Here is a 26,014-nt window from a genome sequence, read left to right as displayed (position 1 = left end):
TCAGGCGTCGGCGGTCGGTGACCGGCGGTCGGCCGCCGGGGGGAGGGGCTGACCCGGGACCGGGGTCCTCGGCTCCAGCGCCGGCCACCGGGTGACGGTCCGCGTCCGGGCGACGCCGCGGCGGTCCGCCAGGCGGACGATGATGACGGCCGTGACGGCCATGGTCGCGGCGGACAGGACGAGTCCGCTCAGCGACCCCTCGGTGGAGTTCACATCCACGAGGCCGAAGGCCCCGAGGACGAAGATGGTCATGTTGTTGACCGCGTGCACCGCGATCGCGGCCTCCAGCCCGCCCGTCCGCCAGGTGATCCAGCCCGCGAAGATCGCGAAGATCGCCACGTCGGCCTGTCCGAGCGGATCGTAGCCGTGGCCGAGGACGAAGAGCGGCACGGGGAGCAGGATCGCGAAGGCGGGGTGGCGGAGCCAGCTGCCGATGGCCTGCATCAGGAACCCGCGGAACACGTACTCCTCCGCGGCGGCCTGGAACGGGACGGCGAGGACGGACAGGGTCAGCAGGATCAGCAGGGTGGACGTCTCGGGCGGGAGGGGCGCCGGTTCCGCCTCCGCGGGGAAGAGCGCGCCGACCCCGAAGGAGACCGCGAGGTTGACGAGGAACACACCGACGGAGACGCCCGCGCAGACCGCGAGCCAGCGCCACCGGATCCGGCCTGCCACGGACGAGAGCAGGCCGATCGGCCGGGGGCCCATGATCAGGGCGGCCAGGGCGAGCGCGGGGATCATCAGGATCAGGGAGACGAGGGTGAACGCGAACATCACCGGGTTGCTGAGGTCCAGCACCGACAGCGCGTCGAAATAGGGCCCGACGCCGGTGGGTGTGAGGCTGGCGAGCGCGAGCCCCGTGACCAGGACCAGGAGGATGAGGACGACGTAGAACACGCCGCCGAGCAGGGCGGTGAGGAGCGGCCTCCACCAGCGGTGCTGCGGCCACGACCGTGCGAGCCGGTGGAATGCGAACTGCTCCTCGACCTGTTCCATGTTCCTACCGTAGTGCGGCTTCCCCGGCATTCTCCGTGTGCCCGGCCTTCACGTCCTGCCGGTGGCGGAGGTGCCCGAGGAGGGTGACCACGGCGGAGAGGAGCGCCGACACCGCGATGCCGAGCCAGAGGTCGACCCTCAGGGTCAGGGCGCCGACGACCGCGCCGGCCATGATCAGGGCGATCGCGGAGGCGCGGCGGGCCCAGAAGGGGCTCTTCCCCCCGGCGAGGCGGGAGTCCGAGGCGAGGCCCGTGATGGTGGAGGTCACGACGACGGTGGTGATCTCGGCGACCTTGAGGCGCTTGGCCGTCGCGGCCTGGACGCCCATCACGGTGGCGAGCACCGACGTCGTGATGCTGCCCAGGACCTCCTCGGCGGTGACGTCGACCAGCGCGACGAACACCGCGAGCGCGGTCAGGCCCACGGTCACCGTGAGGAACGTGCTCGACGTGCGGCCGGACCACCCTTCGGGCCCTTTCCGCAGGACCCGGCCGGCGAGCGCGGCGCCCACCATGAAGAAGACGAGGGCGAGAGCCGGCCGCAGGATCGGCAGATCGGCGCCCCCCGCGAAGGCCATGCCGAGGAGCACCACGTTGCCGGTCATGTTGCCCGTGAAGACGCGATCGAGGCCCAGGTAGCCGACGGCGTCGATCACCCCGGTGGAGAACGTCAGGATGAGCATGAGCCACAGGTGGAGGCGGTCCGTGACCACCCGGTTCTTCGTCACGATGATGTCCTTCAGTAACAACTTGGGGCGAATGTATACGAAGCTTATCCTTGGAGCGTCGATTGTATTCAATGCGGACGAGCCCGCGCCTACTGTCGCGCACCGTCGATTCCCCTGCCGAAAGTGATCCGATGACGTACACGCCCCCTCCCACCTTCACCACCCGTCCCACCCTGCAGGGCACGTTCGGGATGAGCGCGTCGACGCACTGGCTGGCCACCGCCTCCGCGCAGGCAGTCCTCGAGCGCGGCGGCAACGCCTTCGACGCCGCCGTGGCCGGGGCGTTCGTCCTGCACGTCGTCGAGCCCCACCTCAACGGGCCCGGCGGTGACATGACGGGCGTCTTCGCCACGGCGGAGGAGCCCGGACGGCCGGTCGTCCTCATGGGCCAGGGGCCGGCACCGGCTGCGGCCACCCGCGAGCACTACCTCGCCGAGGGCCTGGAACTCGTCCCCGGCGCGGGCGCCCTCGCCGCCGCGGTGCCCGCCGCCGTCGACGCCTGGCTGATCCTGCTCCGCGACCACGGCACGTGGGAACTCGAGGACGTCCTGGCCTTCGCCCTCGGGTACGCCCGCGACGGCCACCCGGTCCTCGGCCGCGTCGGGGCGACGATCGCCGCCGTGGCGGAGCTCTTCACCGAGCACTGGCCCACGTCCGCCGCACTGTGGATGCCCGAGGGCAGGCCGCCGCGGGAGGGCGAGGTGATCCGCAATGAGGCGTACGCCCGCGTGCTCGGATCCCTCATCGACGCCGGGACCGACGCCGCGACGAGGACCGGGCGTATCGACGCCGCGCGCCTCGAGTGGCGTACCGGGCTCGTGGCGCAGGCCGCCGTCGAGTTCGGCCGGACACCGCACCGGCACTCCTCGGGCCTCGACCACGCCGGCGTCCTGACCCTCGAGGACTTCGCGGGCTTCGAGGCGGGCTACGAGGAGGCCACCACCCTCGAGTTCCGCGGCTACACCATCGCGAAGACCGGGCCGTGGGGCCAGGGCCCGGCCCTGCTGCAGACCCTCGCCATCCTCGACGGGTTCGACGACGATCGGCTCGACCCGTCCACGGGAGCAGGCGCGCACACCATCCTCGAGGCGCAGAAGCTCGCCATCGCCGACCGCGAGGCCTACTACGGGGACGCCGAGGTCCCGATGGAGTACCTGCTGTCGGAGGAGTACGCCGCCGAACGGCGCGCGCTCATCGGCGACGAGGCGTCCCGCGAGTTCCGGCCCGGCACCGTTCCCGGCCGCACCCCCTTCACCCCGCCGCTGCGCACCGACTACACGCCTCCCGCCCTCGCCGGGGGCAGCGGATTCGCAGGGGTCGGTGAACCCACGGTGTCCCGCAGCGGGGAGACGCGCGGCGACACGTGCCACATCGACGTCGTCGACGCCGCCGGGAACATGGTCTCCGCCACACCCAGCGGGGGATGGCTGCAGTCCTCGCCGACGATCCCCGAGCTCGGGTTCTGCCTCGGGTCGCGGCTCCAGATGACGTGGCTCGAGGAGGGCGGACCGTCCACGCTGGAGCCGGGCAGGCGGCCGCGCACCACGCTCACCCCGACGCTCATCCTCAAGGACGGCACGCCGGTCGTGGCCCTCGGATCGCCCGGCGGCGACCAGCAGGACCAGTGGCAGCTGCTCTACATCCTGCGCACCATCGTGGGCGGCTACACGCCGCAGCAGGCCATCGACGCACCGTCCCTCCACACCACGTCGATCCCGGGATCGTTCTGGCCGCGCACCTGGGAGCCGGGTGGGGCCGTGGTCGAGGACCGGCTGGGCGAGGAGCTCATCGCGGACCTCGAACGCCGCGGCCACGTCATCACGCGGGCAGGGGACTGGGCCCTCGGCCGGCTCTCCGCCGTCACCCGGGACCCGGGGACGGGCGTGCTGTCCGCCGCCGCCAACCCGCGAGGGGCGCAGGGCTATGCGGGCGGGCGCTGAGCTCCTGCCCGACCGCACGCGGCCGGGCGGGTCCGTTGCGGTCTGACCAGGATGCCGGGGCGCCGCAGCGCGTCCTCGACGCCGTCCGCCACGACATCATCCTCGGGGTCCTGGCGCCCGGCACCCGGGTGACCGAGGCGGCGCTCGCGGCGAAGTACGGTGTGTCGCGCGTGCCCGTGCGGGAGGCGCTGCGGTCACTCGAGGCGGAGGGGTTCGTCGAGTCCCGCCCCTACGCCGGCTCCACCGTGGCCGCGATCCCGCTCGACGACGCGGAGGACCTGTTCGCCGTGCGCGGGGTCATCGAGGCCACGATCGCGCGGCGCGCGGCCCGCCGGGCCTCCGCCCAGTTCGGCGCCGACGCGCCGGACACCGCGTGGTGGACGGCGCGGCGGGCGCTCACGGACATCCTCGACGACGGCGACCGCGCCGTGGCGGCCGACGCCCTCGCGGAACTGCCGGAGCTGAACATCCGCTTCCACCTCGGGGTCGCGGAGCTCAGCGGCAGCGCCTCGCTGACCGCCCTGCTCCGGCAGATCTCCGGCAAGATCGAGTGGCTGTACGCGGCCGACGTCGACCGGCGCGGGAGGCAGTCCTGGGGCGAGCACCGCCTCGTCATCGCGGCGATCGATGCCGGCAACGACGCCGAGGCCGGGCGCCTGATGGCCGGGCACGTGGGCTCCTCGCAGCGCGGCTACATGGAGCGCTTCGCCGGGCCCGGGCGGGCACCCGGAGCGCCGTCCGGGGTCACAGGAACGGACGCAGCGGAGCGAGGATGATCTCGCTGGCGCGGGCCACCAGGTGGCGGCTGTCCCATTCCTCCCGGGTCAGCTCGCGGCTGTTGGAGGAGTCCACGGCGAAGATCCTCTCCATCGTCGCCGCGAGGTCGCGGTCGAAGATCTCGAGGTTGATCTCGTAGTTGCCGGTGAGGCTGAGGCGGTCGATGTTGGCCGTGCCGACCGTGCTCCACTCGCCGTCCACCGTGGCCGTCTTCGCGTGGATCATGGAGTTCTGGTAGAGCAGGATCCGCACGCCGGCGCTGATGAGGGAGGAGTAGAACCCCCGGGACAGCCAGTCGGAGACCACGTGGTTGGAATCCTCGGGGAGGATCACGCGGACGTCCACGCCGCGGCGGCTCGCGCGCAGCAGGGCGTCGAGGATCTGCCGGTCCGGGATGAAGTACGCGGTGGTGATGAAGATGTGCTTGTGGGCGCGGTTGATCGCGTCCAGGTAGACGCCGCGGATGGGGAACACCAGCAGGGCCGGGATGTTGTTGACCGCACGGATCCGCGGCTCCCAGTAGGTGGCACTGAGGTCCGGCAGCTCGGGGCGCCTGGGGATGGCCCGGATGTTCCAGACGCTGACGAACGCCTCGCGGAGCTCCCAGACGGACGGTCCGCGGATCTCCAGGTGCGTGTCACGCCATTTCGTCGCGTACAGCGTCCCGATGTTGTAGCCGCCCACGAACCCCACCTCGTCGTCGACCACGAGGACCTTGCGGTGGTCGAGGCCCGTGCCCCGGATGTTCGTGAAGATGATCGCGGGACGGATGACCGGGAAGCGGTAGGTGTTGACGGCAGGGTGGAAGTCGTAGAAGAACGGGTTGACCACCAGATTGGCGAAGCCGTCGTAGATGACGAAGACGTCCACGCCGCGATCCGCCGCCCGGTTCACGGCGTCCCGGAAGCGCCTCCCGACCTCGTCGCCCTTCCAGATGTAGGTCTCGAGCAGGACCTGGTCCTTGGCGTTGTCGATCGCGGCGATCATCGCGTCGAAGAGATCCTCGCCGTAGGTGAAGACGGTGGTTCCGGTGTCGGCGATCGTGGTGTGGAACGTGCCCGGCTGCGGGAAGCCCGGTCGCTTGGTGCGCCGGCTCCTCTGGTACACGTCCACGGCGACGACCCCCGCGATGACCACCGCCTGCGCCGTGACCATGGTGAGCACCCCGCGCTTCACCGTGCCGCGGGCGATGCCCACCATCGTCTGACGCCTCAACCAGCCCATGCGGCCAGCGTATCGCGTTGCCCGGGCGGTCGACGGCGACCCGGCAGGGACTCAGTGCCCGCCGACCTCGATCGCCTGCGCGACCGCCGACTCCACGCCCGCACCCCACGGGAACCCGTGGCCCGGCAGTACGGTCCGCGCAGCCGTGGCGCGCAGCGCCTGGAGGGAGCGCAGGGCCATGTCCATGTCCGCGGTGGCGGCGCGGGCGACGACCTGCGGGCCGGGGTGTCCCGTGTAGGGGTCGAGCGTGACGAGGGCATCGCCGCTGATGACGGCGTCGCGGTCCGGGAAGTGCAGCGCGCAATGGCCCTTCGTGTGACCCGGTGTCGGGACCAGGAGGGCTGAGCCGGGCAGCGCCGCGGCCGCCTCGGGGGTGAGCGGCAGGGTGTCCTGCACGCCCCTGACCGCGACGGCGCCCGCGACGGTCATGCGCAGCAGCCCGGGCACGGCGCGGGGATAGCGCAGCGGGTACAGGAACGGACTCCGTTCCCGGTCGTAGCTGTAGGGGTGCGCGGCGATCCGGGCGTCGTCGGGGTGGCAGTAGACCGGGATGCCGTACCTGGAGCGCAGGTGCTCGGCGGTCCCCACATGGTCGAAGTGCCCGTGGGTGAGCACGATGCCCCGGATGTCCTGCACCGAGCGGCCGATCCGGGTCAGTGCCGCCAGGAGGAGCCCCTTCGAGCGGGGCAGCCCCGTGTCGACCAGGAGGAGGCCGTCGTCGTCCTCCACGAGGTAGACGTTGGTCCTGGCATGCTCGAGGTAGTGGATCCCCGGGGCGACGTCCGTCCTGATCATGCGTCTGTTCCGCTGGTCGTCATCCTCCGACCCTAGGCTTCCGACGCCGGCTCGGGAAGGGGCTCGATGAGGTCGGGGCCGTCGTTGCGCACCGACCCCACACGCTTCCCGACCAGGCGTGGCACCAGGTGGGGGTCCGGGATGGCGTCCAGCAGTTCCTGCACCGCCGGCCGCGAGTCGTTGCGTGGATCCAGCCAGTCGCCGCGCAGGTCCGGGGGCAGGATCACCGGCGTGCGGTCGTGGATCTCGCCGAGGGCGTCGCTCGCCGGCCGGGTGATGATGGTGCAGCTGACCACCCATCCCCCCTGCGGGTGCTCCGGGGACGTGGTCGCGGGGTCCCGCCAGAACTCGTAGAGCCCGGCGAAGCCCAGGAGGGACCCGTCCGGGCCGTGCAGGTAGATCGGGGTCTTGGAGCCGTCGTCGTTCTTCCGCCACTCGTAGTACCCGTCCGCCGGGACGATCGCCCGGCGTTTGAGCGCGGCGGCCCAGAAGGAGGGCTTCTCCAGCAGGGTCTCGCTGCGGGCGTTGATCATCCGTGATCCCACGGACGCCGATTTCGCCCAGGAGGGGATGAGGCCCCAGCGCGCCGGTTCCAGCCGGCGCGTCAGCTCGCCCGTGTGCGGGTCCAACCGCTCGACGACGAGCCGCACGGTGTCGGTCGGGGCGACGTTCCACGAGGGCCGCAGCTCGTCCTCGACGGCCTCGTCCACCTCGAAGGCGTCGATGAGGTCGGCCCTGTTGCCCGCGATGACGAAGCGTCCGCACATGCCGGGGTCTCCTGTCCTCGTGCCCCGCCGGCCTACTTCTTCCGGCGGTCCAGGATGAGGGCCAGGGCGATGCCCGTCAGCCAGCTGTCCTTCGCGAGGGCCACGCCCTCCGGGCTCGGGCGGACGCCGTCCTCCATCGTCATCTCGGGGGTCGTGAAGTACATGGTCAGCATCCCGGCCGAGAAGGCCAGCAGCGCGAGCCCGGCCAGCCTGCTGGGGATGAACGGCGCGAGGAGCGCCGAGCCGATCGTGATCTCCGATGCGGCCAGGAACGTCGCGAACTGCTGCGCCTCGAACTGGCTGACCTGGGGGAACGCCCTGGACGCCGCGGACTGCAGGTAGGCGGCGGTGCCGTCGTCCAGCGCGGTCTTCCCGAGTCCCGAGTTGAGGATGTAGGCGCCCGTCGCGAGGCGGAGGGGGATGTGGGTGATGCGGAATCCCATGGTGGTGCCCTTCTGCGCGGATGATCGGTCGCCTGTGAGCCTACGGCCCGCGGTGCCGCCCCGCCAGTCTCCTCGGGCGGCACCGGAGTCCACGCGGCAGGTCCGGGGAGGCGACGCATGTTTCCTGGATGTTTCGCGCCGTGCCGTCGGGAGTTCACTGACAGGGACAGGGCCTTCTGGTTGGATGGCAGACAAGCCAGCAGGCCCACCAGCTATCGGAGAAGGTCCCATGGTCCCCCGGACAGCAGAACATCCCCGGCCCCAGCACTTCGTCCTCCACATGAGCGACACCCACCTGCTCGGCGGGGACGCCCCGCTGTACGGTGCCGTGGACAGTGAGCAGAGGCTGCAGGAGGTGTTCGACGACCTCGAGGCGTCCGGCGCACGGCCGGACGCGATCGTCTTCACCGGTGATCTCGCGGACAAGGGGGAACCGGGCGCGTACGCGAAGCTCCGTGCCATCGTGGATCCCGCGGCGGAACGGCTCGGGGCCCGGGTCATCTGGGCGATGGGCAACCACGACGACCGCGCGGCGTTCCGGGCGGGACTCCTCGACGGGACACCGGCCGGACGGCAGGACGCCCCGGTGGACGCCGTGCACTTCGTCGACGGCCTGCGCATCATCACCCTGGACTCCACGGTGCCGGGGCGCCACCACGGCGAGCTCGACGACGAGCAGCTGCGCTGGCTGGCCGCGCAACTGGAGGTACCCGCGCCGCACGGGACGATCCTCGCCCTGCACCACCCGCCCGTCCCCAGCGTCCAGGACCTCGCGGTCCTCGTGGAACTGCGCGACCAGCGCTCGCTCGCCGGCGTCGTCCGCGGCTCGGACGTCCGCACGATCCTCGCCGGGCACCTGCACTACTCGACGACGGCGATGTTCGCCGGCGTCCCGGTCTCGGTGGCGAGTGCCACCTGCTACACCCAGGACCTGATGTTCGACGGCGGGGGCACGCGCGGCCGGGACGGCGCGCAGTCCTACAACCTCGTCCACGTCTACGAGGAGACGATCGTCCACTCGGTGGTACCCGCGGGACGGCACACCACGGTGGGGGAGGTGGTCCCCCGCGAGGAGACACGGCGCCGGCTCGAGGCGCACGGCGTGACCATCCCCGAGGTCGGCCGCGCCCGGCACCTCACCTCGGCCTGAACCGTCACCCGACCCCGGCCCGTCGGGATCAGGCGCGCAGCGCGTCGGGCACGCCGACGGCGAAGAGCGTCCGCGGGTCCTGCAGCAGGGCCGGCGGATCGAAGTCCGAACGCTGCAGCCAGCCGTCCAGCCGCGCAGGACGCACCAGCCCGTCCTCGTGCATGAAGACCCGGCCCACGTGCCCCGTCCGGAAACGCCGGCCCTCCGGGTCGGGGATCGCGACGGCGTCGCCCTCCTCCACGGACTCCTCGAACGCGTGCAGCTGCCGCTCCCACTTCGGGGCGGCGTGCCCTCCCGGCGGGACGGGCGGCATGAGCAGCATCGCGTCGTCGTCGGCGGCGTCCCGGGCGGCGGGCAGCCCATCGGCGCGCCAGACCCACAGGCGCCGTCCGGCGGGTTCGACGGGCAGGTGCTCGCGTTCCGGTGCGGGCCACACGTAGGGGAGGTCCTCGGGGACGCCGGGGAACCGGTCCCGGTAGATCTCCGGTGCCTTCTGGATCAGATTGGACTGGTGGCTCACGTGCAGCGCCGGGTCCCCGAACCACGGCGGCATCGGCACGTCCGGCTGCTCCAGCACGTCCGGGGCGAACTCGAGGATCTGCCGGTGCGTCGAATCGGCATGGCCGCGCGAGACCCACTCGGCCACCATGGCCAGGCCGTAGACGGTCAGCGCCGGGACGTAGCCCATCCACATGCGGATGGCCGGGTGCTGCCGCCACCCGTAGTCGGGGATCACGAGGGCACGCAGCGCCTGCAGGGTCTCGACGCGCTGCTTGCCGAGCCTTGCCTGGTCGAGCACCCGAGCGCTGGCCGCGACATCGGGATACGGCAGGAAGGTCTGCATCGCGCCAGTCTTGCACGCATCCCCGTCACCCCGGCGCGGGGCCTAAATCTCCCAGGGGGCCTTGACCGGGAAGTACTTCTCGAGGAAGTCCGTCACGAGGTGGGCCCGCTCGTCGGCCGCGACCTCCGGGAAGCTGCCGTCGTTGAGGCAGAAGAAGTCCTGGTTGCGTTTGTCCAGCATCTTGTTCAGGCTCTTCAGCCCGGACCGCAGCGTGGTGTCCACGTACTTCACCTTCGCCATCTCCTGCGTGACGGCCCGGCCGGTCAGCAGTGCGTAGTAGTGGTACAGCGAGTTGGTGACGGAGATGTTGTCCTTGGCGCGGAAGCGCGAGGCTGCCGTCGCGGCGAACTCCGCGGCGAACTCCGCCTCCATCTCCAGCAGCACGCTCTTCCGCAGGGGAGCGGCGGTGTGTTCGAGGTGCCGCGTGGTGATGCGCCCGAACCGCTCGTGCAGGAGGCGCCGGTTCACGCGGGCGGCGTTCTCGAAGCCGCTGCGCTCGGCGTCGTTGTCGCCCAGGCCGATGCGCGTGTCCGCCTCGATGAACTTCGTGACGCCCCCGGGGGAGAAGAACATGTCCGGGGCGACGGGACGGCCGAAGAACATGTCGTCGTTGGAGTAGAGGAAGTACTCGGAGAGGCCCGGGATGTGCTGGAGCTGCGCCTCGACGGCCTGCGAGTTGTGCGTGGGGAGGACGGACGGGTCCCTGAAGTGCTCCTCGGAGCGCACGAGCGTGACCGACGGGTGGTCGGCGAGCCAGGCGGGGCGCTCCGAGTCGGTCGCGATGAAGATCCGGCGGACCCACGGCGCGAACATGTAGACGGAGCGCAGCGCGTACTTCAGCTCGTCGATCTGCCGGAAGCGCGCCTCGTGGTCGTCGCCCTCACCGACCACCACGCCCTCCATGCGGGCCGCGCGCGCCGCCCGGTACTCGGGGCTGCTGCCGTCCACCCAGGAGAAGACGAGGTCGATGTCGAAGTCGATGTCCGTGGCGTGATCAGCGAACATGTTGTCGATCGTCGGCCAGGAGAGGCCGTGGCGTTCCACTTCGCCGCGCACCACTTCGGCGGCGGGGAGGGTGCGGCGGGTGAGGGAGTTCTCCACCGGCAATTCGATGGCGCTGCCGCCGAGCGCCCACAGTTCGATCTGCACGCCGGCGGACGGCCCGTAGGCGAGCCCGCCGAGGGGTTCGATGCGTGGCCGGAACAGGCGGAAGATGCGGGCCTTGCCGCTGCTCGAGAGCTGGCCGTCACTCACCAGCAGGGTGGTGCGGCGCTTCGTGTCCACGGTGCGGGAGTAGAACGGCTCGTCCCGGCACGCCTCGACGAGCGCGGCGCGCAGCTTCTCACGGTGGTCGAGGTCCACGGCGATCACGGGCCGCTCGTCGTTGCCGCGCACCAGCAGGAACCCGATGCCGGCGTCGTCGAGTGCCCGGCGGATGAACAGCAGGTCCTCGACCATCGCCTGGTGCGGCGTGCGGTCCTGGTTGACCAGGGTGAAGCGCCGCTTGACGGTCGTGATGTCCGTACGGCCCTCGAGTCGGGCCACCGCCGCACTGGACGCCGACTCGAGGATCTCGGCTTCGTTCTCCGGTTCGGGCGCGCCGAAGTAGATGTCGTGTTGGGCGGCCGTGTCTGTAATCGGAACCTCCGGAGAGTGGGTGGGTTGCTCCCATGATAGAGCCTGCGCGGGCATCGCCACTGCGACCGCGCACCTTACCCCCTCGGGCGGGCGGCGTCCAGCCCTCCGGGGCACGGATCAGTCGGACCGGGACGCCCTCCGCACCCTGTCGGCCAGGGTGTCGGCGAGATGGACCCGGCGTCGCTGGACCGTGACGGCCTTGTCGTAGTAGGTCACGAGCTGCTCACAGAGCACGGGCCACGTGCGCCCCTGGACCGAGGCGTGCGCTGCCCGGCCGAACGCGCGCCGCTTGGCGTCGTCACCGATGAGGTCGACGACGGCGGTCCGCAGCCCCTGCAGGTCACCCGGGGTGTACGTCCAGCCCGTGCGGGACGGATCCACGAGGTCCAGCGGGCCGCCCCGGCCCACCGCGACGACCGGGACGCCGCACGCCATGGCCTCCTGGATGGTCTGGCAGAAGGTCTCGGACTCGCCGGGGTGGACGAAGAGATCGAAGGACGCGACCATGCGGGCCAGGTCCGTCCCCGTCCGGAACCCGGCGAAGTGCGCCCGCGGCAGCCGGGCCCGGAGGCTCTCCTGCTGCGGGCCGGCACCGACGATCACGAGCCGCGTCCCCGGCAGCGGGTCCAGCACGGCGAGATCCTCGACCTGCTTCTCCGCCGCGAGCCGGCCCACGTAGCCGATGATGCGCTCGTGCGGCTGCGCGACCGTCGCCCGCCACGCGGCGTCGTACCGGGTGGGGGAGAACCGCTCGGTGTCGACGCCGCGCCGCCACAGGTTAAGCCGCTGCACACCGCGGGACCGCAGCTGGTCCAGTGCGAACGTGGACGGCACGAGGGTGAGGGTGGAGGCGTCGTGGATGTTCTCGACGCGCTGCCACAGCAGCGGCTCGAGCCAGGGCACGCCGTACCGGGCGGCGTAGGCGGGCACCTCGGTCTGGTAGACGGACACCGTGGGGATGCCGAGCTGCTCGCACGCCTGCACGGCACGCCAGCCGAGGACGAACGGCGAGGCGACGTGGACGACGTCGGGCCCGAACGCGGCGAGGATGCGGCGTACGCGGGCGACCGTCCCGGCGGCCAGCCGGACGTCCGCGTACCCCGACAGGGCGAGGGACGGGAGGAGGTGGACGGGGAAGCCCTCCACCCGGGACGGCGCGGGCTCGTCGAGCCAGGACGAGGCCGGCGCGATCACCAGCACGTCGTCGCCGCGGCCCCGCAGGTGGGCGAGCACCTTGAGCAGCGAGTGGGTGACCCCGTTCATGTGGGGCAGGAACGATTCTGCGACGATGGCTATCCTCACACCCCAACGTTCGCCCGCGCAGGCGGAGGGCGGGCCGCCGCAGGGTGGCGCCGGGGTGAACGTCGGAGGAAATGAACCCGTCCGGTGTCGGGCGTCAGTACTCCCGGTAGAGCTCGCCCACCGGGACGTCGTCCGCGAGCCGGTTGTCCGGACCGGGCAGGGGGCAGGCCCATGCCTCGTCGTAGGCGCAGGACGGGTTGTAGGCGAAGTTGAGGTCCACCACGAGGCGCCCGGGGTCGCGCCCCTCGCCGAGGTGGGCACCCTTGACGGTGTCCAGGACGTAGCGCCCGCCGCCGTACGCGCCGCCGGCCCTGCCCGAGGTGCCGTCGCGCAGGGGCAGGAACAGCCCCCCGCCGTAGGAGCCGAGCTTCCACAGGGCGAGCTTCCCCAGCCCGGGCAGCAGCACGCTGCCGAGGCGGCGGAACGGGACGACGCCGTCCGTGCCGGTCGCGACGTCCATCACCTGACCCGCGCCGTCGTCGTCCACTTCCGCCTCGAACCGGAAGGTCGGGTCGTAGGGCGCTACCGCGAGCCCGGCGAAGGACGCCCTCGCGCCGCGCCCGAGGGCCGACGCCGGGTGGGTGCGGAACAGCTCGTCACGGCCCTCCCGCCACACGGCGTGGGCGGCCTCGGGCGATGCGGAGGCGGCGCGCTCGCGGACGTCGTCGTAGAGGCGGAAGACGCGCCGGCGCCAGTCCGCGGTGGCCAGTGCGGTGGTGAGGGCCGTCATGGGCCCAGCGTACCGCCGTGGTGCTCGGTCACGGAGGAGGGCCTGATGGTTGCCTGGGCGTACTGTGGCTGGGTGACTCTCGGCATCTTCTGCATCGTGCTGGCCTCCATCCTCGTGGGGGCCATCGCGCAGCGTATCGCCGGACTGGGCTTCGCGCTGCTGATCGCCCCGTTCCTCGTGATCATCCTCGGACCGCACGAGGGCGTCCTCCTCGTGAACCTCTGCGGCGTGGTGTCCTCGGCCATCATCGTGGGTCGGGTCTGGAAGGACATCGACTGGAGCATGTTCCGCTGGCTCGTCGTCCCGTCCCTGCTCGGCTCCATCCCGGGCTCGTTCCTCGCGGTCTCCCTCCCGTCCGCACCGCTGTCGGTCACGGTCGGCGCCGTGGTCCTCGTGGCGCTGACCGTCTCCCTGGTGCTCCAGCGGTCCGACGTCGTCGTGCGCGGCAATACGCCGAAGGCGGTCGCGGGCTTCGCCGCCGGCGTCACCAATTCGATGGCAGGGGTCGGCGGCCCGGCCGTCAGTGCGTACGCCCTCCTCGCACGCTGGCCCCAGCGCCCCTTCGCGGCGACGCTCCAGCCCTTCTTCGTCTGCATCGGCTCGGTGACGCTGGTCACCAAACTGCTCCTCGACCCGGCCCAGGCACCCGTCCTCGCGCCGTGGATGTGGATCGCGATCGGGCTGGTCATCGTGACCGGCATCTTCGCCGGGGAGAAGCTCGGGCGCTTCGTCCGTGATTCCCAGGCCCGCGCGTTCGTCATCGTCATCGCGTTCATCGGCGCAGGCCTCGCCGTCGTCAAGGGCCTCCTCGACATCTTCGGGTGACAGCGGCACGCCGTCCCCGTGCCCTGTCCATCCCGCGTCGATGGGTGGCGCGGGCCCCTGCCGGTGGCACCATGGGAGGGATGAAAATCCCCACCAAGCCCCGCGCCCTTCCCATGCCCCTGTGGCTCCAGGGGGTGCTCGAACTCGGACAGGCCGCCGTGATCTCGGCCCTGCTCGTGGTGCTCCCGGTCGCCGCCGTATGGTTCACCGGGGGATTCGCGGACCGGACGGCGGAGTCCGCCGCCCGCCTGGCGGGCCAGGGCTGGCTGGTCATGCACGGGGTGCCCCTCGTGCTGCACTTCCCTCCGGGCCTGGCCGGGGGCGAGGCGGTGTCGGGGCTGCTGCACGTCGTCCCGCTCGGGCTCATCCTCGTGCCGCTGTTCCTCGCCTGGCGTGCGGGGCGCCGGCTCGCCCGGGCGTCGTACACCGACCAGCTCTGGCAGGCGCTGCTCGGTGCCCTCCTCACCTACGCGGCCATCGGTGCGGGCATCGCGTATGTGTCGAGCACCCCCGACGCGTCCGTGTCACTCGTGGCGGGCGCCCTGATCCCTCCCGTGTCCGCCGGGATCGGACTCATCACCGGCGCCTACCGTGAGGCCGGCGCCTGGAGCCGTCTGGTGGGCGTGGACTTCGCGGCCTGGGTGGGCCGTGCGAGCCAGCACTCCCGCTGGGCCGGCTCCTACGCCTGGTCGATCGTCCGGTCGGGATTCATCGCCGTCCTCGTCGCCGCGTCCCTCTCGGCCGCCCTGCTCGCCGTAGCGATCGGGCTGAACTGGGCGGGCATCGCCGCGATCTACGAGCGCATCGACGGCGGGATCGCCGGCGCGTCCGTCATCACCCTGCTCCAGCTGGGGCTCCTGCCCAACCTCGCCCTCTGGACGATGTCCTGGTCCACGGGTGCCGGGTTCGCCCTCGGCACGGGCAGCTCCCTCACGCCGCTGGCCAGCACCGTGGGCCCCCTGCCCGCCCTGCCCATCCTCGGCGCGCTCCCCGCGGGCACGCTCGACTACGGGTACGCGGCGCTGGCCATCCCGGTCCTCGCCGGACTCCTCGCCGGCTGGTGGTTCTTCCGGGAGGGCGAGAACCACTTCGACGAGTGGCTCGTGCTGCACAGCAGCAGGCGGTGGCTCACCTCGACGGCGTCCACCCTCGCGCTCGCCGGACTCATCGGCATCACGGCCGGACTGTGCGGGGCCGCCGTCGCCCTGCTCTCGCGCGCCTCGCTCGGCCTGGGTCGCTTCACCGACCTGGGCCCCGACCCGCTGGCGGTCGGTCTGTGGCTCGCGCTGGAGGTGGCCGTCGGCGCCCTGCTCGGGCATGCCCTCGGGCCCCTGCTGGAACGGGAGCCGCGGCGGCGCTGAGCCGCGTGCCCACGCGGGACCCTAGGAGCCGCCGAACCCGTCGAGGCTCCTCAGGCCGTCCTCGCAGTCGCCCTGCGCCTGCAGGGTCAGGGCGCGGGACATGCAGTCCTCGTACGTCTGCGTGATGGGCCAGAGGAGTATCGACGCAGCGGTGCCCGCCGTGAGGAACAGTGCGGCGGCCAGGCCCAGGGACGTCGCGAGGACCACGAACCGGGGGAATTTCGCGCCGATGGCCTTGACGAGCCCGACGACGCCGGCGGCGAGGGCGAACAGCGCCAGGACGAGCGCGAGCACCTTCCACGGCAGCACCAGCCCGCTGGTCAGCGACGCGCCGAGGAGTGCCCCGAAGAACAGGCGCAGCCAGAACCTGGCGGACGAGGCGCGCGCGGTGGCGGGGTCGTCCGGTGCCTTCGGCGCCGTCCCGGGACCCTGCGGTCCGGCCTGGTCGGTGTCCTGCTGCCTGGTGGTTCCTCGCCTCGCCATGGTTCAACCCTAGGCGAGGGGAGACCCTAAGGTTGGTTCATGCGCATCGTAGTCCTCGTCTCCGGCTCCGGGTCCAACCTCCAGGCCGTGATCGACGCCGTCGCCGAGGGCCGTCTCCCCGTGACCATCGCCGCCGTGGGGGCCGACCGGCCGGGCACGGGCGGCGTCCGACGGGCGGCCGCGGCAGGGATCCCGACGTTCGAGGTGGACTTCCGGCAGTACGCGGAGCGGGCGGACTGGAACCGCGCCCTCACCGGGGCCGTGGCCGCGCACGAGCCGGACTACGTGGTGTCCTCGGGCTTCATGCGGATCGTCGACCAGCACTTCCTCGACACCTTCCCCGACCGCTATCTCAACACCCACCCGGCGCTCCTGCCGAGCTTCCCGGGCGCCCACGGCGTCCGCGACGCCCTGGCGTACGGCGTGAAGGTGACGGGCTGCACCGTCATGGTCGCCGACGCGGGCGTGGACACGGGCCCCATCCTCGCCCAGGCCGCCGTCGCCGTCCTGCCCGGCGACACCGAGGAGACGCTCCACGAGCGGATCAAGGTCGAGGAGCGCAGGCTCCTCATCGAGACCCTCGCCGGGCTGGCCGGCGCTGCCGCGGTCTCCGGTCGGGCCGGGGCCTGAGGTGCCGCTGGTCGCGAACGCCGTCTACGTCGGCGGGAAGAAGCGTATCCACCCCGAGACCCTGGACCAGACGTTCGAGCTCATGCGGGACAGCGGCGGCATGGGCTGGATCGGCCTCTACCGCCCCGAGCGGGAGGAGATCCAGGCGGTCGAGGCCGAATTCGGGCTGCACAACCTCGCCGTCGAGGACGCCACCAACGGGCACCAGCGCGCCAAGCTCGAGCGCTACGGCGACACCCTGTTCGTGGTGCTGCGGCCCGCCCGCTACCTCGATGTGGAGGAGAAGGTGGAGTTCGGCGAGCTGCACATCTTCATCGGTCACGACTTCGTGGTGACCGTCCGGCACGCCGAATCGCCGGACCTCGGGATCGTGCGGCGGAGGCTCGAGGAGGACCCGGAGCTGCTCGGCACGGGACCGCAGGCGGTCCTGTACGCGATGCTCGACCAGGTGGTGGACGAGTACGGGCCCGTGGTGCAGGGACTCGAGAACGACATCGACGAGATCGAGAACGAGCTGTTCGGGGGAGCGCCGGACGTCTCACGGAGGATCTACGAGCTGCACCGCGAGGTCATCGAGTTCCAGCGCGCCGCCCAGCCCCTGGAGGCCATGATGGACGACCTGCTCAGGGGCTCGGAGAAGTACCGGATGGACGACGAGCTCGCGCGGAACCTCCGGGACGTGCAGGACCACGTGATCCGCATCGTCGAGCGCATCAACACGTTCCGCACGCTGTTGCAGAACGCCCTGACGGTCCATTCCACCCTCGTGGCCCAGCGGCAGAACGAGGAGATGACGCGCATGACGGAGACGTCGCTGCGGCAGGGCGAGGAGGTCAAGCGCATCTCGTCCTGGGCAGCGATCCTCTTCGCGCCGACGCTGATCGCCTCGATCTACGGCATGAACTTCGATGTCATCCCCGAGTTGCACTGGGGCCTCGGCTACCCGTTCGCGCTCCTGCTCATGGTCGCGATGGGCGGCGGCCTGTACTGGGCCTTCAAGCGCAACGACTGGCTCTGACCCGGACGTGACGGCGGCCGGGACCAGGAGGTCCCGGCCGCCGTCACGCGTGGCACGCCGGTTAGCGCGTGCCGATCACGTGCGTGCGGTGGTCGTACACGAAGGTCACCGGACCGCCCGCGTGCTGGAGTGCGATGTTGCTGCCGTCGCGGCCGCCGCCGGCGCCGTAGTTCTCGGTCCAGCTGCGGTTGAGCGCCGCCTTGTACTCGTAGCTGCCGGCGGGCAGGTCGGCGACCTCGAGGATCCAGGTCTGCGAGGCGGCATCGAAGGTCATCTGCGCCTGGTCGCACGCCGGGTCCCAGTCCCCGCCGCAGCCCAGCTCGGAATCGAGGCTGCCGGCCACGGCCACGGAACCGGGCTGGTCGACGACCGAGCCGACCCTCACGGTCCTGATGTCGCTCACCGAGGTCCCGAGCACGGCACGGTACCGGACCTGGGTGCCTTCGGCGAGGTCGAGGGCCGCGAGATCGTCGACGGCGGTGTAGGTCGGCGACGAGTCGTCCGAACCGATCGCCGTCCACGCCCCTCCGGCGATGCTGCGCTCGAGGGTCACGGCGTACTCGGAGTTCTCCGGGCTCGCGGTGGCGGTCACCTCGACCTCGCCCTGGACCTGCGTGCCCTCGGCCGGAAGGCCCATGGTCAGCCGCGGCTGCGGGACGGTGGCCGATGCCACCGCGGAGGTCCGTGTGTGGCGCGCGTTGTCGAGGACCACGGCGCGGTACTCCACCGCCGTCCCGGCGGGGAGCGCGCTGGTGTCGTGGTAGACGCTGTACGGCGCGTTGTCGTCCGTGCCGATGCTCGTCCACGGGGAGCCCGGGGTGCGGGCCTCGAAGGTGACCTCGTAGAACGAGGAGCCGGCGACGTCGGCAGCGACCCTCATGCGGCCGTTGTCCTCGGCGGCTGGTGCCGGCTGCTGGAGGCTGATCGCCGGTGCGGCCTTGGAGTGCGGGATCTTCCCCGACAGCTCGTAGACCACCGTGGACAGCGCGGGGACGGTGACGGTGAGGGTGCCGTCGGCCGCGGACTTCGCGTGCTGGGGCGCGTCGCCGTGGACGAGGCCGAAGGTGCGCTTGCCGGCGTAGGTGGGGATGGCGGCGGTCCTCGGCCCGGTGCTGTTGTTCAGTGCCACCACGTACTCGCGCTGGTCCTTCGCGTCGGTCCGGGAGAACGCGTAGATGCCCGGGCCGTCCGAGGCGTACCGGTGCTGGTGGGCGCCGTTGCGCAGGGCCGGGTGCTCCGCGGTGACGTCGGCGAGGGTCGCGATGCCCTGGTACAGGGGGTGGGTCGCGTCGAAGTTGTCGGTGGCGTGGGTCGCGTCGGTGCCCAGCAGGTCGTCGTCGAGGTACTCGGGGACCTGGCTGGCGAACAGCGTCTGCCGCGAGTCCTGGTCGCCGCCGGGGCCCGTGAATCCCTGCTCGTCGCCGTAGTAGATCACCGGGTTGCCGCGTGAGAAGTACATGAGTTCGTGTGCGAGGGTGTCCCTCGCCAGCAGCTCGTCGTCGGCCGCGCCGGGGTTGTCGCTCGCGATGAAGCCGCCGATCCGGCCCATGTCGTGGTTCCCGAGGAAGGTCGGCAGGCTGTAGGCGTTGGAGTCCGCGTCCGTGTACCAGTCGTCGCCGGCGAAGAAGCGCTCGAGATCCGTTGCGGGCGCGCCCTGCGAGGCGTAGCCGCGGGCGGCGGCCTGGAACGGGAAGTCGAGGACCGACTGCATGCGGTTGCGCGTGGTGAACTGCGAGGTGAAGGACTTCGTGGTGTCGAAGACCTCGCCGAACATGAAGAACTCGTCCTTGCCCTGCTGCTGCGCGTAGGAGAGGACCTCGGGGCCGAACTCCTGCCAGAACTCGTCGTTCACGTGCTTCATGGTGTCGATCCGGAAGCCGTCCACGCCGAAGTCGGCGATCCACGTCTTGTAGATGTCGATCATGCCGTCCACCACCACGGGGTGCTCGGTGGACAGATCGTCGAGGCCGAAGAAGTCACCGTAGTAGGCGTCCTCGCCCGCGAAGGTCGTGTCGCCGCGGTTGTGGTAGAGCGTGGGATCGTTCAGCCACTCGGGGACCTTCAGGTCCTTGTCGGCCTCCGGTACCACGGGGATGTACGGGAAGGAGGTCGCGGCGTCGAGCTCGGGGAAGGTGCCCGTGCCCGCGTAGTCGCGGTCGTCGAACGCGGTGCCGTCGGCGTCGCGGTACGGCTCCTCGTCCTTGGAGACGTAGGGGGCGCGCTCGCCGGCGTCGTAGCCGATCACATCCGCGGTGTGGTTGGTGATGATGTCGAAGTAGACCTTCATGCCTCGCGCGTGTGCGGCATCGATGAGGGTCCTGAGGTCCTCGTTGGTACCGAGGTGTGGATCGATCTGCGTGAAGTCGGTGATCCAGTAGCCGTGGTAGCCGGCCGAGTTGTCCTCCGGCTGCACGGCGCGGTTCTTGAAGCTCGGGGTGAGCCAGAGGGAGGTGGTGCCCAGGCCCTGGATGTAGTCGAGCTCCTGGAGCAGGCCCTGGAGGTCGCCGCCGTTGTAGTAGCCCTTCCGGGTGGGGTCGAAGCCGGACACCCACCGATCGGGGCCGAGCCCGCCGTCGTCGTTGGCCGTGCTGCCGTTCTGGAAGCGGTCGGCCATGACGAAGTAGAAGTTCTCGTCCGTGACCGCGGTGCGCAGCGAGTGCCGGGCCGACGCGGCGGAGGAGTCTGCGGGGTTCTTCGGGGCGGCGAAAGCGGGGGGTGCGGCGACGGAACCGGCAACAAGGGCGGTCAGCACGACGACGGTGGCGTGGCGTGGTTTCACGGGGTCTCCTTCGGGGGTCAGGCATCAGCGTGTCCGACGTCACACGACGAGTCAATCCTCCGCGCGCAATTTACGCGAAAACTATTTCGGACTCCTGGTCCCCGTCGATCCGGACGTGTCCACCGGGCCCCGGCCGGGGCCGGTCAGCGCAGCCGGGCGGCCTTCGTCTCGGGCGCGTTGAACGCCATGAACAGGACGGCGAGGACCACGAGACCGCCGATGAGCGCGAACGTGAGCGGCAGGCCGAGCAAGGGCCACAGGAGGGTGCCGAAGATCAGCGGAACGAGGCCCGCTCCGATGCGGGAGATGGTCGACGCCCAGCCGAACCCGCTGCCCCGCAGCTCGGTGGGGTAGAGCTCGGAGACGTAGGTGTACAGCACGGGGATCGCCACCTGCACCACGAAGCCGAAGGCCAGCAGCCACGCCGTGGCGACCGCCGGCAGGTCCAGGGTCAGCGCGAAGGCCACGAGGAGCGCTGCCGAGCCCGGGCCGGTGATCGCCAGTAGCCACTTGCGGCCCACGCGCTCCACCAGCAGGGCCGCGGCGATCACGCCGAGGAAGCCGACGCCGGTCATGAACGTGGTGGTGATGAACGCGACGGACTGCGCGTAGCCGGAGGCGATGAGGATGCGCGGCATCCACGTGAGGGCCCCGTAGTAGACGAGCAGGATGGTCAGGAACAGGCTCCACGCCGTCAGGGTGATGCGCCAGTCGAAGCGCCAGAGGCCCGTGAGCTGTCCGGAGATGCTGCCGAGCGAGAGCCGGGGCGTGTCCTCGGGCTCCGGCAGGCGCCACGGGCGCTCCTCGGCGCCGGTCCTCGCCACGAGGTCGTCGATGACGGCCCGGGCCTCGTCGCGCCGGCCGCGCTGCACGAGGTACAGCGGGGACTCGGGCACGCTGCGGCGCACCCAGAACACGAGGAGGGCCGGCAGCACCATGACGAGCATGGTGTACCGCCAGTCACCGGTCTGCGCGACGATCGCCGTCGTCACCACGCCGCAGAGGAAGGCGCCGATCGGCCACCACGCGTCCATGGCCGTCAGGACCCGGCCGCGCTGGCGCCGCGGCGTGAACTCGCCGACGAGCGCGTAGTCCACGGGGATGCAGCCGCCGAGGCCGAAGCCGGCCAGGAACCGGAACACGCAGAACCAGACGATGTCCGGTGAGAACGCCCCGAGGACCGTGAAGAGGGCGAAGACGAGCAGGGTGAGGGTGAACGCCTTCTTGCGGCCGATGATGTCCGCGACGGACCCCCACGCGAAGGCGCCGACGGCCATGCCGATCAGGTTCGACGTCGCGATCCACGCCGCCTGGCCCGAGGTGATCCCCCAGTCGCCGATCAGCAGCGGGATCAGGTAGGCGTTCAGGGTCACGTCCCAGGCGTCGAACATGAAGCCGAGGCCGCCGATGAGGAAGATCTTCCCCTGGACCTTCCAGCGCCAGGGGAGGTCCTGCACCACCTGGTCGCCGGTGGGGAGTTGCGTATTGATGCTCATGGTGCCTTCGGGGAGGGGAGCGGGTACGGGAAAACTGTACGCCAGGCGCCTTCCCTGTCCCCTCGGGCACCATGCGTCATCCGGGGGTGCCGGCCGGGGCACCCCTATAGACTGGACGGCGACCCAGCGAAGCGACCTACGGAGATTTGCGTGAGCCTGCCCCACCTCGACCGTGTCCCCATCCGCCGAGCACTCATCTCGGTGTTCGACAAGACCGGGCTGGAGGAGCTGGCGCAGGGCCTGCACCGCGCGGGCGTCGTCATCGTCTCCACCGGCTCGACGGCGCAGCGCATCGCCGCCGCGGGTGTCCCCGTCACCGAGGTCTCCGAGGTGACAGGCTTCCAGGAGACCCTCGACGGCCGCGTGAAGACCCTCCACCCCAAGGTCCATGCCGGCATCCTCGCCGACCGCCGCCGCCAGGAGCACATCGACCAGCTCGCCGAGCTCGACATCGAGGCGTTCGACCTCGTGGTCGTGAACCTCTACCCCTTCGTGGAGACCGTGCGCTCGGGGGCGGAGCCCGACGACGTCGTCGAGCAGATCGACATCGGCGGGCCGGCGATGGTGCGGTCCGCGGCGAAGAACCACCCGTCGGTCGCCGTCGTCGTCCATCCTGCGCGCTACGGCGACGTGGTCACCGCCGCCGCGGAAGGTGGCTTCGACCTCCGGGCACGACGCGGGCTGGCCGCGCTCGCCTTCGCGCACACCGCCGCGTACGACACCGCCGTCGCCTCCTGGACCGCTGAGCAGTTCGAGATCGACGACGGCGCCGGCTGGCCCGGCTACGCGGGCCTCGCCCTCGAGCGGTCCGAGGTGCTCCGCTACGGCGAGAACCCGCACCAGCAGGCCGCGCTGTACGTCGAGAAGGGTGCCACGCCGGGCATCGCGCAGGCGGACCAGCTGCACGGCAAAGCCATGAGCTACAACAACTTCGTCGACGCGGACGCCGCCCTGCGCGCGGCCTTCGACTTCGACGAGCCCGCCGTCGCGATCATCAAGCACGCCAATCCGTGCGGCGTCGCCGTCGGATCCGCCGCGACGGAGGACCCCATCGCCGACGCGCACGCGAAGGCCCACGCCTGCGACCCGGTCTCCGCGTTCGGCGGCGTCATCGCCGCGAACCGCGAGGTCACCGCGGGCATGGCGCGGACCGTGAAGGAGATCTTCACGGAGGTCGTGATCGCGCCGTCGTTCTCCGCCGAGGCCGTCGACATCCTCTCCCGGAAGAAGAACATCCGGCTCCTGACCCTGCCGGACGGCTACGGGCGGAACCCGGTGGAGTTCCGCCAGGTCTCCGGTGGAGTGCTGATGCAGGTCGCCGACGCCCTCGACGCGGACGGCGACGACCCCGCGGGGTGGACCCTCGCCGCCGGTGAGGCCGCCGACGAGGCGACGCTCGCCGACCTCGCCTTCGCCTGGAAGGCGTGCCGCGCCGCCAAGTCGAACGCGATCCTGCTCGCGAACGACGGCGCCTCCGTCGGCGTCGGCATGGGCCAGGTCAACCGCGTCGATTCGTGCCGGCTCGCCGTCGAACGCGCCAACACCCTGGGCGGTACCGAACGCGCCCGCGGTTCGGTGGCGGCGTCGGATGCCTTCTTCCCCTTCGCCGACGGCCTCCAGATCCTGCTCGACGCCGGGGTCCGCGCGGTCGTGCAGCCGGGCGGATCGGTGCGCGACCAGGAAGTGATCGACGCCGCGAACGCCGCCGGCGTCACGCTCTACCTGACAGGTGCGCGCCACTTCTTCCACTGACACCGCCTCACATCCGCCGTGAGGCGAAGCCCGAAAAAGCTCGGTAGGTTAGAGCCGATGGGCAACCCCAACCACCCGTACACCGCATGAGCACCAGGGAGACGCCAACCCATGGCCAGAATCATCTACACCCACACCGACGAAGCGCCGATGCTCGCCACCTACTCGTTCCTGCCGATCGTCGAGGCGTTCGCCTCCACGGCCGGCGTCGAGGTGGAGACCCGGGACATCTCGCTGTCGGGGCGCATCATTGCCCTCTTCGGTGACCACCTCACCGAGGACCAGCGACAAGCGGATGCCCTCGCCGAGCTCGGCGCGCTGGCGAAGACGCCGGAAGCGAACATCATCAAGCTGCCGAACATCAGCGCGTCCGTCCCCCAGCTCAAGACGGTCATCGCCGAACTCCAGGGCCAGGGCTACGCCCTGCCGGACTACCCGGACCACCCGTCGACGGACGAGGAGAAGGACGTCCGCGCGCGGTACGACAAGGTCAAGGGCAGCGCCGTGAATCCCGTCCTGCGCGAGGGCAACTCGGACCGCCGCGCCCCGGCGTCCGTCAAGAACTACGCCCGGCAGAACCCGCACAGCATGGGGGCCTGGACGCCGGAGTCCAGGACCAACGTGGCACACATGACGGGCGACGACTTCCGCTCCAACGAGAAGTCCGTGGTGATCCCCGCCGACGGCACCGTCTCGATCCAGCACGTCGCGGCCGACGGCACCGTCAGCGTGCTCAAGGCCCCGTTCCCCGTGCTCGCCGGCGAGGTCGTGGACGGCACCGTCATGCGCGCCGCCGCACTCAACGAGTTCCTGAAGGCGCAGGTCGCCCGGGCGAAGCAGGAGGGCGTGCTCTTCTCGGCGCACCTCAAGGCCACCATGATGAAGGTCTCCGACCCCATCATCTTCGGCCACGTGGTCCGCGCCTTCCTGCCCGAGCTCTTCGAGAAATACGGCGCCCAGCTCACCGCCGCCGGCCTCAGCCCGAACAACGGCCTCGCCTCCATCCTCAGCGGTCTCGACAAGCTCCCGGAGGACGTCCGCGAGGGCGTCCGGCAGGCCATCGCCCGCGGCATGGAGGACGGGCCGGCGATCGCCATGGTGGACTCGGACAAGGGCATCACCAACCTGCACGTGCCGAGCGACGTGATCGTGGACGCGTCCATGCCGGCCATGATCAGGAGCTCCGGCCACATGTGGGGACCGGACGGCAAGGAAGCCGACACGCTCGCCGTCCTCCCGGACAGCAGCTACGCCGGCATCTACCAGGTCGTCCTCGACGACTGCCGCGCCCACGGCGCGTTCGACCCGACCACCATGGGTACCGTCCCGAACGTCGGCCTCATGGCGCAGGCCGCCGAGGAGTACGGCAGCCACGACAAGACCTTCGAGATCCAGGCCGCGGGCACGGTGCAGCTGGTCGACGGCGAGGGCACTGTGCTGATCGAGCACGACGTCGAGCCCGGCGACATCTGGCGCGCCTGCCAGACCAAGGACGCCGCCATCCTCGACTGGGTGAAGCTCGCCGTGACCCGCGCGCGGGCCTCGGCGACGCCGGCCGTGTTCTGGCTCGACGAGAGCCGCGCCCACGACGCCCATCTCATCGCGAAGGTCAGGGAGTACCTGGCCGAGCACGGGACGGACGACGTCACCCTCGAGATCATGACGCCGGTCGACGCCACGGCGTTCACGCTCAAGCGCATCCGCCAGGGCCAGGACACCATCTCCGTCACGGGCAACGTGCTCCGCGACTACCTGACGGACCTGTTCCCGATCCTCGAACTCGGCACCAGCGCCAAGATGCTCTCCGTGGTCCCCCTCATGAACGGCGGCGGGCTCTTCGAGACCGGCGCCGGCGGATCGGCTCCCAAGCACGTGCAGCAGCTCGTGAAGGAGAACCACCTCCGCTGGGACAGCCTCGGCGAATTCCTGGCCCTGGCCGTCAGCTTCGAACACCTGGCGACGACGACGGGGAACGCCCGCGCGCAGATCCTCGCCGACACGCTCGACCGGGCGACGGGCACCTTCCTGCTCGAGAACAAGTCGCCCAGCCGCCGCGTCGGCGAGATCGACAACCGCGGGAGCCACTACTTCCTCGCCCGTTACTGGGCCGAGGAACTGGCCGAGCAGGAGCAGGATGCCGAGCTCGCGGAGAGCTTCGCCCGGGTGGCCGAGGCGCTGACGGGCAACGAGGACACCATCGTGTCCGAGCTGCTCGCCGTCCAGGGGTCACCGGCGGACATCGGCGGGTACTACCACCCCGACGTCGCGAAGGTGACAGAGGTGATGCGTCCTTCGGCGAAGCTGTCGGAGGTCCTGGCGATCCTCGCGAAGTAGGCC

Annotated in this window: 22 protein-coding genes; 9 read left to right on the top strand and 13 right to left on the bottom strand. The window is 71.1% G+C overall.

What is annotated here, in order from left to right; translation table 11 throughout:
* The gene (locus AC4D2F_RS12595) at positions 1-996 is read right to left on the bottom strand and encodes a CPBP family intramembrane glutamic endopeptidase (protein ID WP_490910836.1); all 996 of its coding nucleotides are present in this window, start codon (positions 994-996) and stop codon (positions 1-3) included.
* Positions 997-1,000: 4 nt separating this feature from the next.
* The gene (locus AC4D2F_RS12590; protein ID WP_258069970.1) at positions 1,001-1,723 is read right to left on the bottom strand and encodes a YoaK family protein; all 723 of its coding nucleotides are present in this window, start codon (positions 1,721-1,723) and stop codon (positions 1,001-1,003) included.
* A gap of 131 nt (positions 1,724-1,854) precedes the next feature.
* Between AC4D2F_RS12590 and AC4D2F_RS12585 the strand changes: the two genes are divergently transcribed.
* Complete coding sequence (locus tag AC4D2F_RS12585) at positions 1,855-3,663, top strand: gamma-glutamyltransferase family protein (RefSeq protein WP_490910835.1); 1,809 nt, start codon at positions 1,855-1,857, stop codon at positions 3,661-3,663.
* A 35-nt stretch (positions 3,664-3,698) separates the two neighbouring features.
* A complete protein-coding gene (locus AC4D2F_RS12580; RefSeq protein ID WP_490910834.1) occupies positions 3,699-4,439 on the top strand; it encodes a GntR family transcriptional regulator in 741 nt (246 codons plus the stop codon).
* On the opposite strand, the gene AC4D2F_RS12575 is transcribed toward AC4D2F_RS12580, so the two are convergent.
* From AC4D2F_RS12575 to AC4D2F_RS12560, 4 genes are read right to left on the bottom strand one after another with little or no spacing between them, the layout of a single operon-like run.
* Positions 4,408-5,664, bottom strand: coding sequence for a phospholipase D-like domain-containing protein (locus AC4D2F_RS12575; protein ID WP_258069969.1), 1,257 nt, complete (start codon positions 5,662-5,664; stop codon positions 4,408-4,410). The genes AC4D2F_RS12580 and AC4D2F_RS12575 overlap by 32 nt on opposite strands.
* Before the next feature lie 51 nt (positions 5,665-5,715).
* Complete coding sequence (locus tag AC4D2F_RS12570) at positions 5,716-6,459, bottom strand: MBL fold metallo-hydrolase (protein WP_490910833.1); 744 nt, start codon at positions 6,457-6,459, stop codon at positions 5,716-5,718.
* 32 nt (positions 6,460-6,491) lie between these two features.
* Entirely contained in the window at positions 6,492-7,226 is a 735-nt protein-coding gene (locus AC4D2F_RS12565; RefSeq protein WP_490910832.1) for an SOS response-associated peptidase, read from the bottom strand.
* Positions 7,227-7,258: 32 nt separating this feature from the next.
* Entirely contained in the window at positions 7,259-7,669 is a 411-nt protein-coding gene (locus AC4D2F_RS12560) for a hypothetical protein (RefSeq protein ID WP_104168820.1), read from the bottom strand.
* Between the two features lie 280 nt (positions 7,670-7,949).
* On the opposite strand from AC4D2F_RS12560, the gene AC4D2F_RS12555 reads away from it, so the two are divergent.
* Positions 7,950-8,819 carry a phosphodiesterase gene (locus tag AC4D2F_RS12555; RefSeq protein ID WP_490910831.1) on the top strand — a complete coding sequence of 290 codons (870 nt, stop codon included), beginning with the start codon at positions 7,950-7,952 and terminating at the stop codon, positions 8,817-8,819.
* A gap of 28 nt (positions 8,820-8,847) precedes the next feature.
* Here the strand turns inward: AC4D2F_RS12555 and AC4D2F_RS12550 are convergent, their stop codons facing one another.
* The 4 genes from AC4D2F_RS12550 to AC4D2F_RS12535 form a co-directional block, all read right to left on the bottom strand.
* Complete coding sequence (locus AC4D2F_RS12550) at positions 8,848-9,663, bottom strand: MSMEG_6728 family protein (protein WP_490910830.1); 816 nt, start codon at positions 9,661-9,663, stop codon at positions 8,848-8,850.
* A 42-nt stretch (positions 9,664-9,705) separates the two neighbouring features.
* Positions 9,706-11,355, bottom strand: coding sequence for a stealth family protein (locus AC4D2F_RS12545; RefSeq protein WP_104168819.1), 1,650 nt, complete (start codon positions 11,353-11,355; stop codon positions 9,706-9,708).
* A gap of 63 nt (positions 11,356-11,418) precedes the next feature.
* Complete coding sequence (locus AC4D2F_RS12540) at positions 11,419-12,603, bottom strand: glycosyltransferase family 4 protein (protein ID WP_104168497.1); 1,185 nt, start codon at positions 12,601-12,603, stop codon at positions 11,419-11,421.
* A 94-nt stretch (positions 12,604-12,697) separates the two neighbouring features.
* Positions 12,698-13,333, bottom strand: coding sequence for a DUF1684 domain-containing protein (locus tag AC4D2F_RS12535; protein WP_490910829.1), 636 nt, complete (start codon positions 13,331-13,333; stop codon positions 12,698-12,700).
* A gap of 72 nt (positions 13,334-13,405) precedes the next feature.
* Here AC4D2F_RS12535 and AC4D2F_RS12530 point away from each other — a divergent pair, with 72 nt between their 5' ends.
* Entirely contained in the window at positions 13,406-14,158 is a 753-nt protein-coding gene (locus AC4D2F_RS12530) for a sulfite exporter TauE/SafE family protein (protein ID WP_490910828.1), read from the top strand.
* 80 nt (positions 14,159-14,238) lie between these two features.
* Entirely contained in the window at positions 14,239-15,519 is a 1,281-nt protein-coding gene (locus tag AC4D2F_RS12525) for a cell division protein PerM (protein ID WP_490910827.1), read from the top strand.
* A 21-nt stretch (positions 15,520-15,540) separates the two neighbouring features.
* Here the strand turns inward: AC4D2F_RS12525 and AC4D2F_RS12520 are convergent, their stop codons facing one another.
* Positions 15,541-16,002 carry a hypothetical protein gene (locus AC4D2F_RS12520; RefSeq protein WP_490910826.1) on the bottom strand — a complete coding sequence of 154 codons (462 nt, stop codon included), beginning with the start codon at positions 16,000-16,002 and terminating at the stop codon, positions 15,541-15,543.
* Positions 16,003-16,041: 39 nt separating this feature from the next.
* Here AC4D2F_RS12520 and purN point away from each other — a divergent pair, with 39 nt between their 5' ends.
* Together purN and AC4D2F_RS12510 are read left to right on the top strand one after the other, a co-directional pair.
* Positions 16,042-16,632: a phosphoribosylglycinamide formyltransferase gene (gene purN / locus AC4D2F_RS12515; protein ID WP_490910825.1), complete on the top strand. Its 591-nt coding sequence runs from the start codon at positions 16,042-16,044 to the stop codon at positions 16,630-16,632.
* A gap of 1 nt (position 16,633) precedes the next feature.
* Entirely contained in the window at positions 16,634-17,650 is a 1,017-nt protein-coding gene (locus AC4D2F_RS12510) for a magnesium and cobalt transport protein CorA (protein WP_104168491.1), read from the top strand.
* 61 nt (positions 17,651-17,711) lie between these two features.
* On the opposite strand, the gene AC4D2F_RS12505 is transcribed toward AC4D2F_RS12510, so the two are convergent.
* On the bottom strand, positions 17,712-20,429 hold the full coding sequence (locus tag AC4D2F_RS12505) for an alpha-amylase family glycosyl hydrolase (RefSeq protein WP_490910824.1): 2,718 nt from the start codon (positions 20,427-20,429) through the stop codon (positions 17,712-17,714).
* Positions 20,430-20,572: 143 nt separating this feature from the next.
* Positions 20,573-21,925: an MFS transporter gene (locus AC4D2F_RS12500; protein WP_104168490.1), complete on the bottom strand. Its 1,353-nt coding sequence runs from the start codon at positions 21,923-21,925 to the stop codon at positions 20,573-20,575.
* A gap of 150 nt (positions 21,926-22,075) precedes the next feature.
* Here AC4D2F_RS12500 and purH point away from each other — a divergent pair, with 150 nt between their 5' ends.
* Together purH and AC4D2F_RS12490 are read left to right on the top strand one after the other, a co-directional pair.
* Positions 22,076-23,677: a bifunctional phosphoribosylaminoimidazolecarboxamide formyltransferase/IMP cyclohydrolase gene (gene purH / locus AC4D2F_RS12495; RefSeq protein ID WP_490910823.1), complete on the top strand. Its 1,602-nt coding sequence runs from the start codon at positions 22,076-22,078 to the stop codon at positions 23,675-23,677.
* A gap of 111 nt (positions 23,678-23,788) precedes the next feature.
* Positions 23,789-26,011 (top strand): NADP-dependent isocitrate dehydrogenase, encoded by a 2,223-nt coding sequence (locus AC4D2F_RS12490; protein WP_490910822.1) that lies wholly within the window; start codon positions 23,789-23,791, stop codon positions 26,009-26,011.
* The last annotated feature ends 3 nt before the right edge of the window (positions 26,012-26,014 follow it).

The organism is Arthrobacter sp. TJ-263 (genome assembly GCF_058269155.1).
Note: the sequence above shows the minus strand (reverse complement) of the source record. Positions and strands in the feature narration are given on the sequence as shown.

What these genes read in the sequence shown, in the direction of transcription:
- AC4D2F_RS12595 (WP_490910836.1), bottom strand. Translation starts at nt 996, where the DNA reads ATGGAACAGGTCGAGGAGCAGTTCGCATTCCACCGGCTCGCACGGTCG.
- AC4D2F_RS12585 (WP_490910835.1), top strand. Translation starts at nt 1,855, where the DNA reads ATGACGTACACGCCCCCTCCCACCTTCACCACCCGTCCCACCCTGCAG.
- AC4D2F_RS12575 (WP_258069969.1), bottom strand. Translation starts at nt 5,664, where the DNA reads ATGGGCTGGTTGAGGCGTCAGACGATGGTGGGCATCGCCCGCGGCACG.
- AC4D2F_RS12570 (WP_490910833.1), bottom strand. Translation starts at nt 6,459, where the DNA reads ATGATCAGGACGGACGTCGCCCCGGGGATCCACTACCTCGAGCATGCC.
- AC4D2F_RS12565 (WP_490910832.1), bottom strand. Translation starts at nt 7,226, where the DNA reads ATGTGCGGACGCTTCGTCATCGCGGGCAACAGGGCCGACCTCATCGAC.
- AC4D2F_RS12560 (WP_104168820.1), bottom strand. Translation starts at nt 7,669, where the DNA reads ATGGGATTCCGCATCACCCACATCCCCCTCCGCCTCGCGACGGGCGCC.
- AC4D2F_RS12555 (WP_490910831.1), top strand. Translation starts at nt 7,950, where the DNA reads ATGAGCGACACCCACCTGCTCGGCGGGGACGCCCCGCTGTACGGTGCC.
- AC4D2F_RS12550 (WP_490910830.1), bottom strand. Translation starts at nt 9,663, where the DNA reads ATGCAGACCTTCCTGCCGTATCCCGATGTCGCGGCCAGCGCTCGGGTG.
- AC4D2F_RS12545 (WP_104168819.1), bottom strand. Translation starts at nt 11,355, where the DNA reads ATGCCCGCGCAGGCTCTATCATGGGAGCAACCCACCCACTCTCCGGAG.
- AC4D2F_RS12535 (WP_490910829.1), bottom strand. Translation starts at nt 13,333, where the DNA reads ATGACGGCCCTCACCACCGCACTGGCCACCGCGGACTGGCGCCGGCGC.
- AC4D2F_RS12525 (WP_490910827.1), top strand. Translation starts at nt 14,239, where the DNA reads ATGAAAATCCCCACCAAGCCCCGCGCCCTTCCCATGCCCCTGTGGCTC.
- AC4D2F_RS12520 (WP_490910826.1), bottom strand. Translation starts at nt 16,002, where the DNA reads ATGGCGAGGCGAGGAACCACCAGGCAGCAGGACACCGACCAGGCCGGA.
- purN (WP_490910825.1), top strand. Translation starts at nt 16,042, where the DNA reads ATGCGCATCGTAGTCCTCGTCTCCGGCTCCGGGTCCAACCTCCAGGCC.
- AC4D2F_RS12500 (WP_104168490.1), bottom strand. Translation starts at nt 21,925, where the DNA reads ATGAGCATCAATACGCAACTCCCCACCGGCGACCAGGTGGTGCAGGAC.
- AC4D2F_RS12490 (WP_490910822.1), top strand. Translation starts at nt 23,789, where the DNA reads ATGGCCAGAATCATCTACACCCACACCGACGAAGCGCCGATGCTCGCC.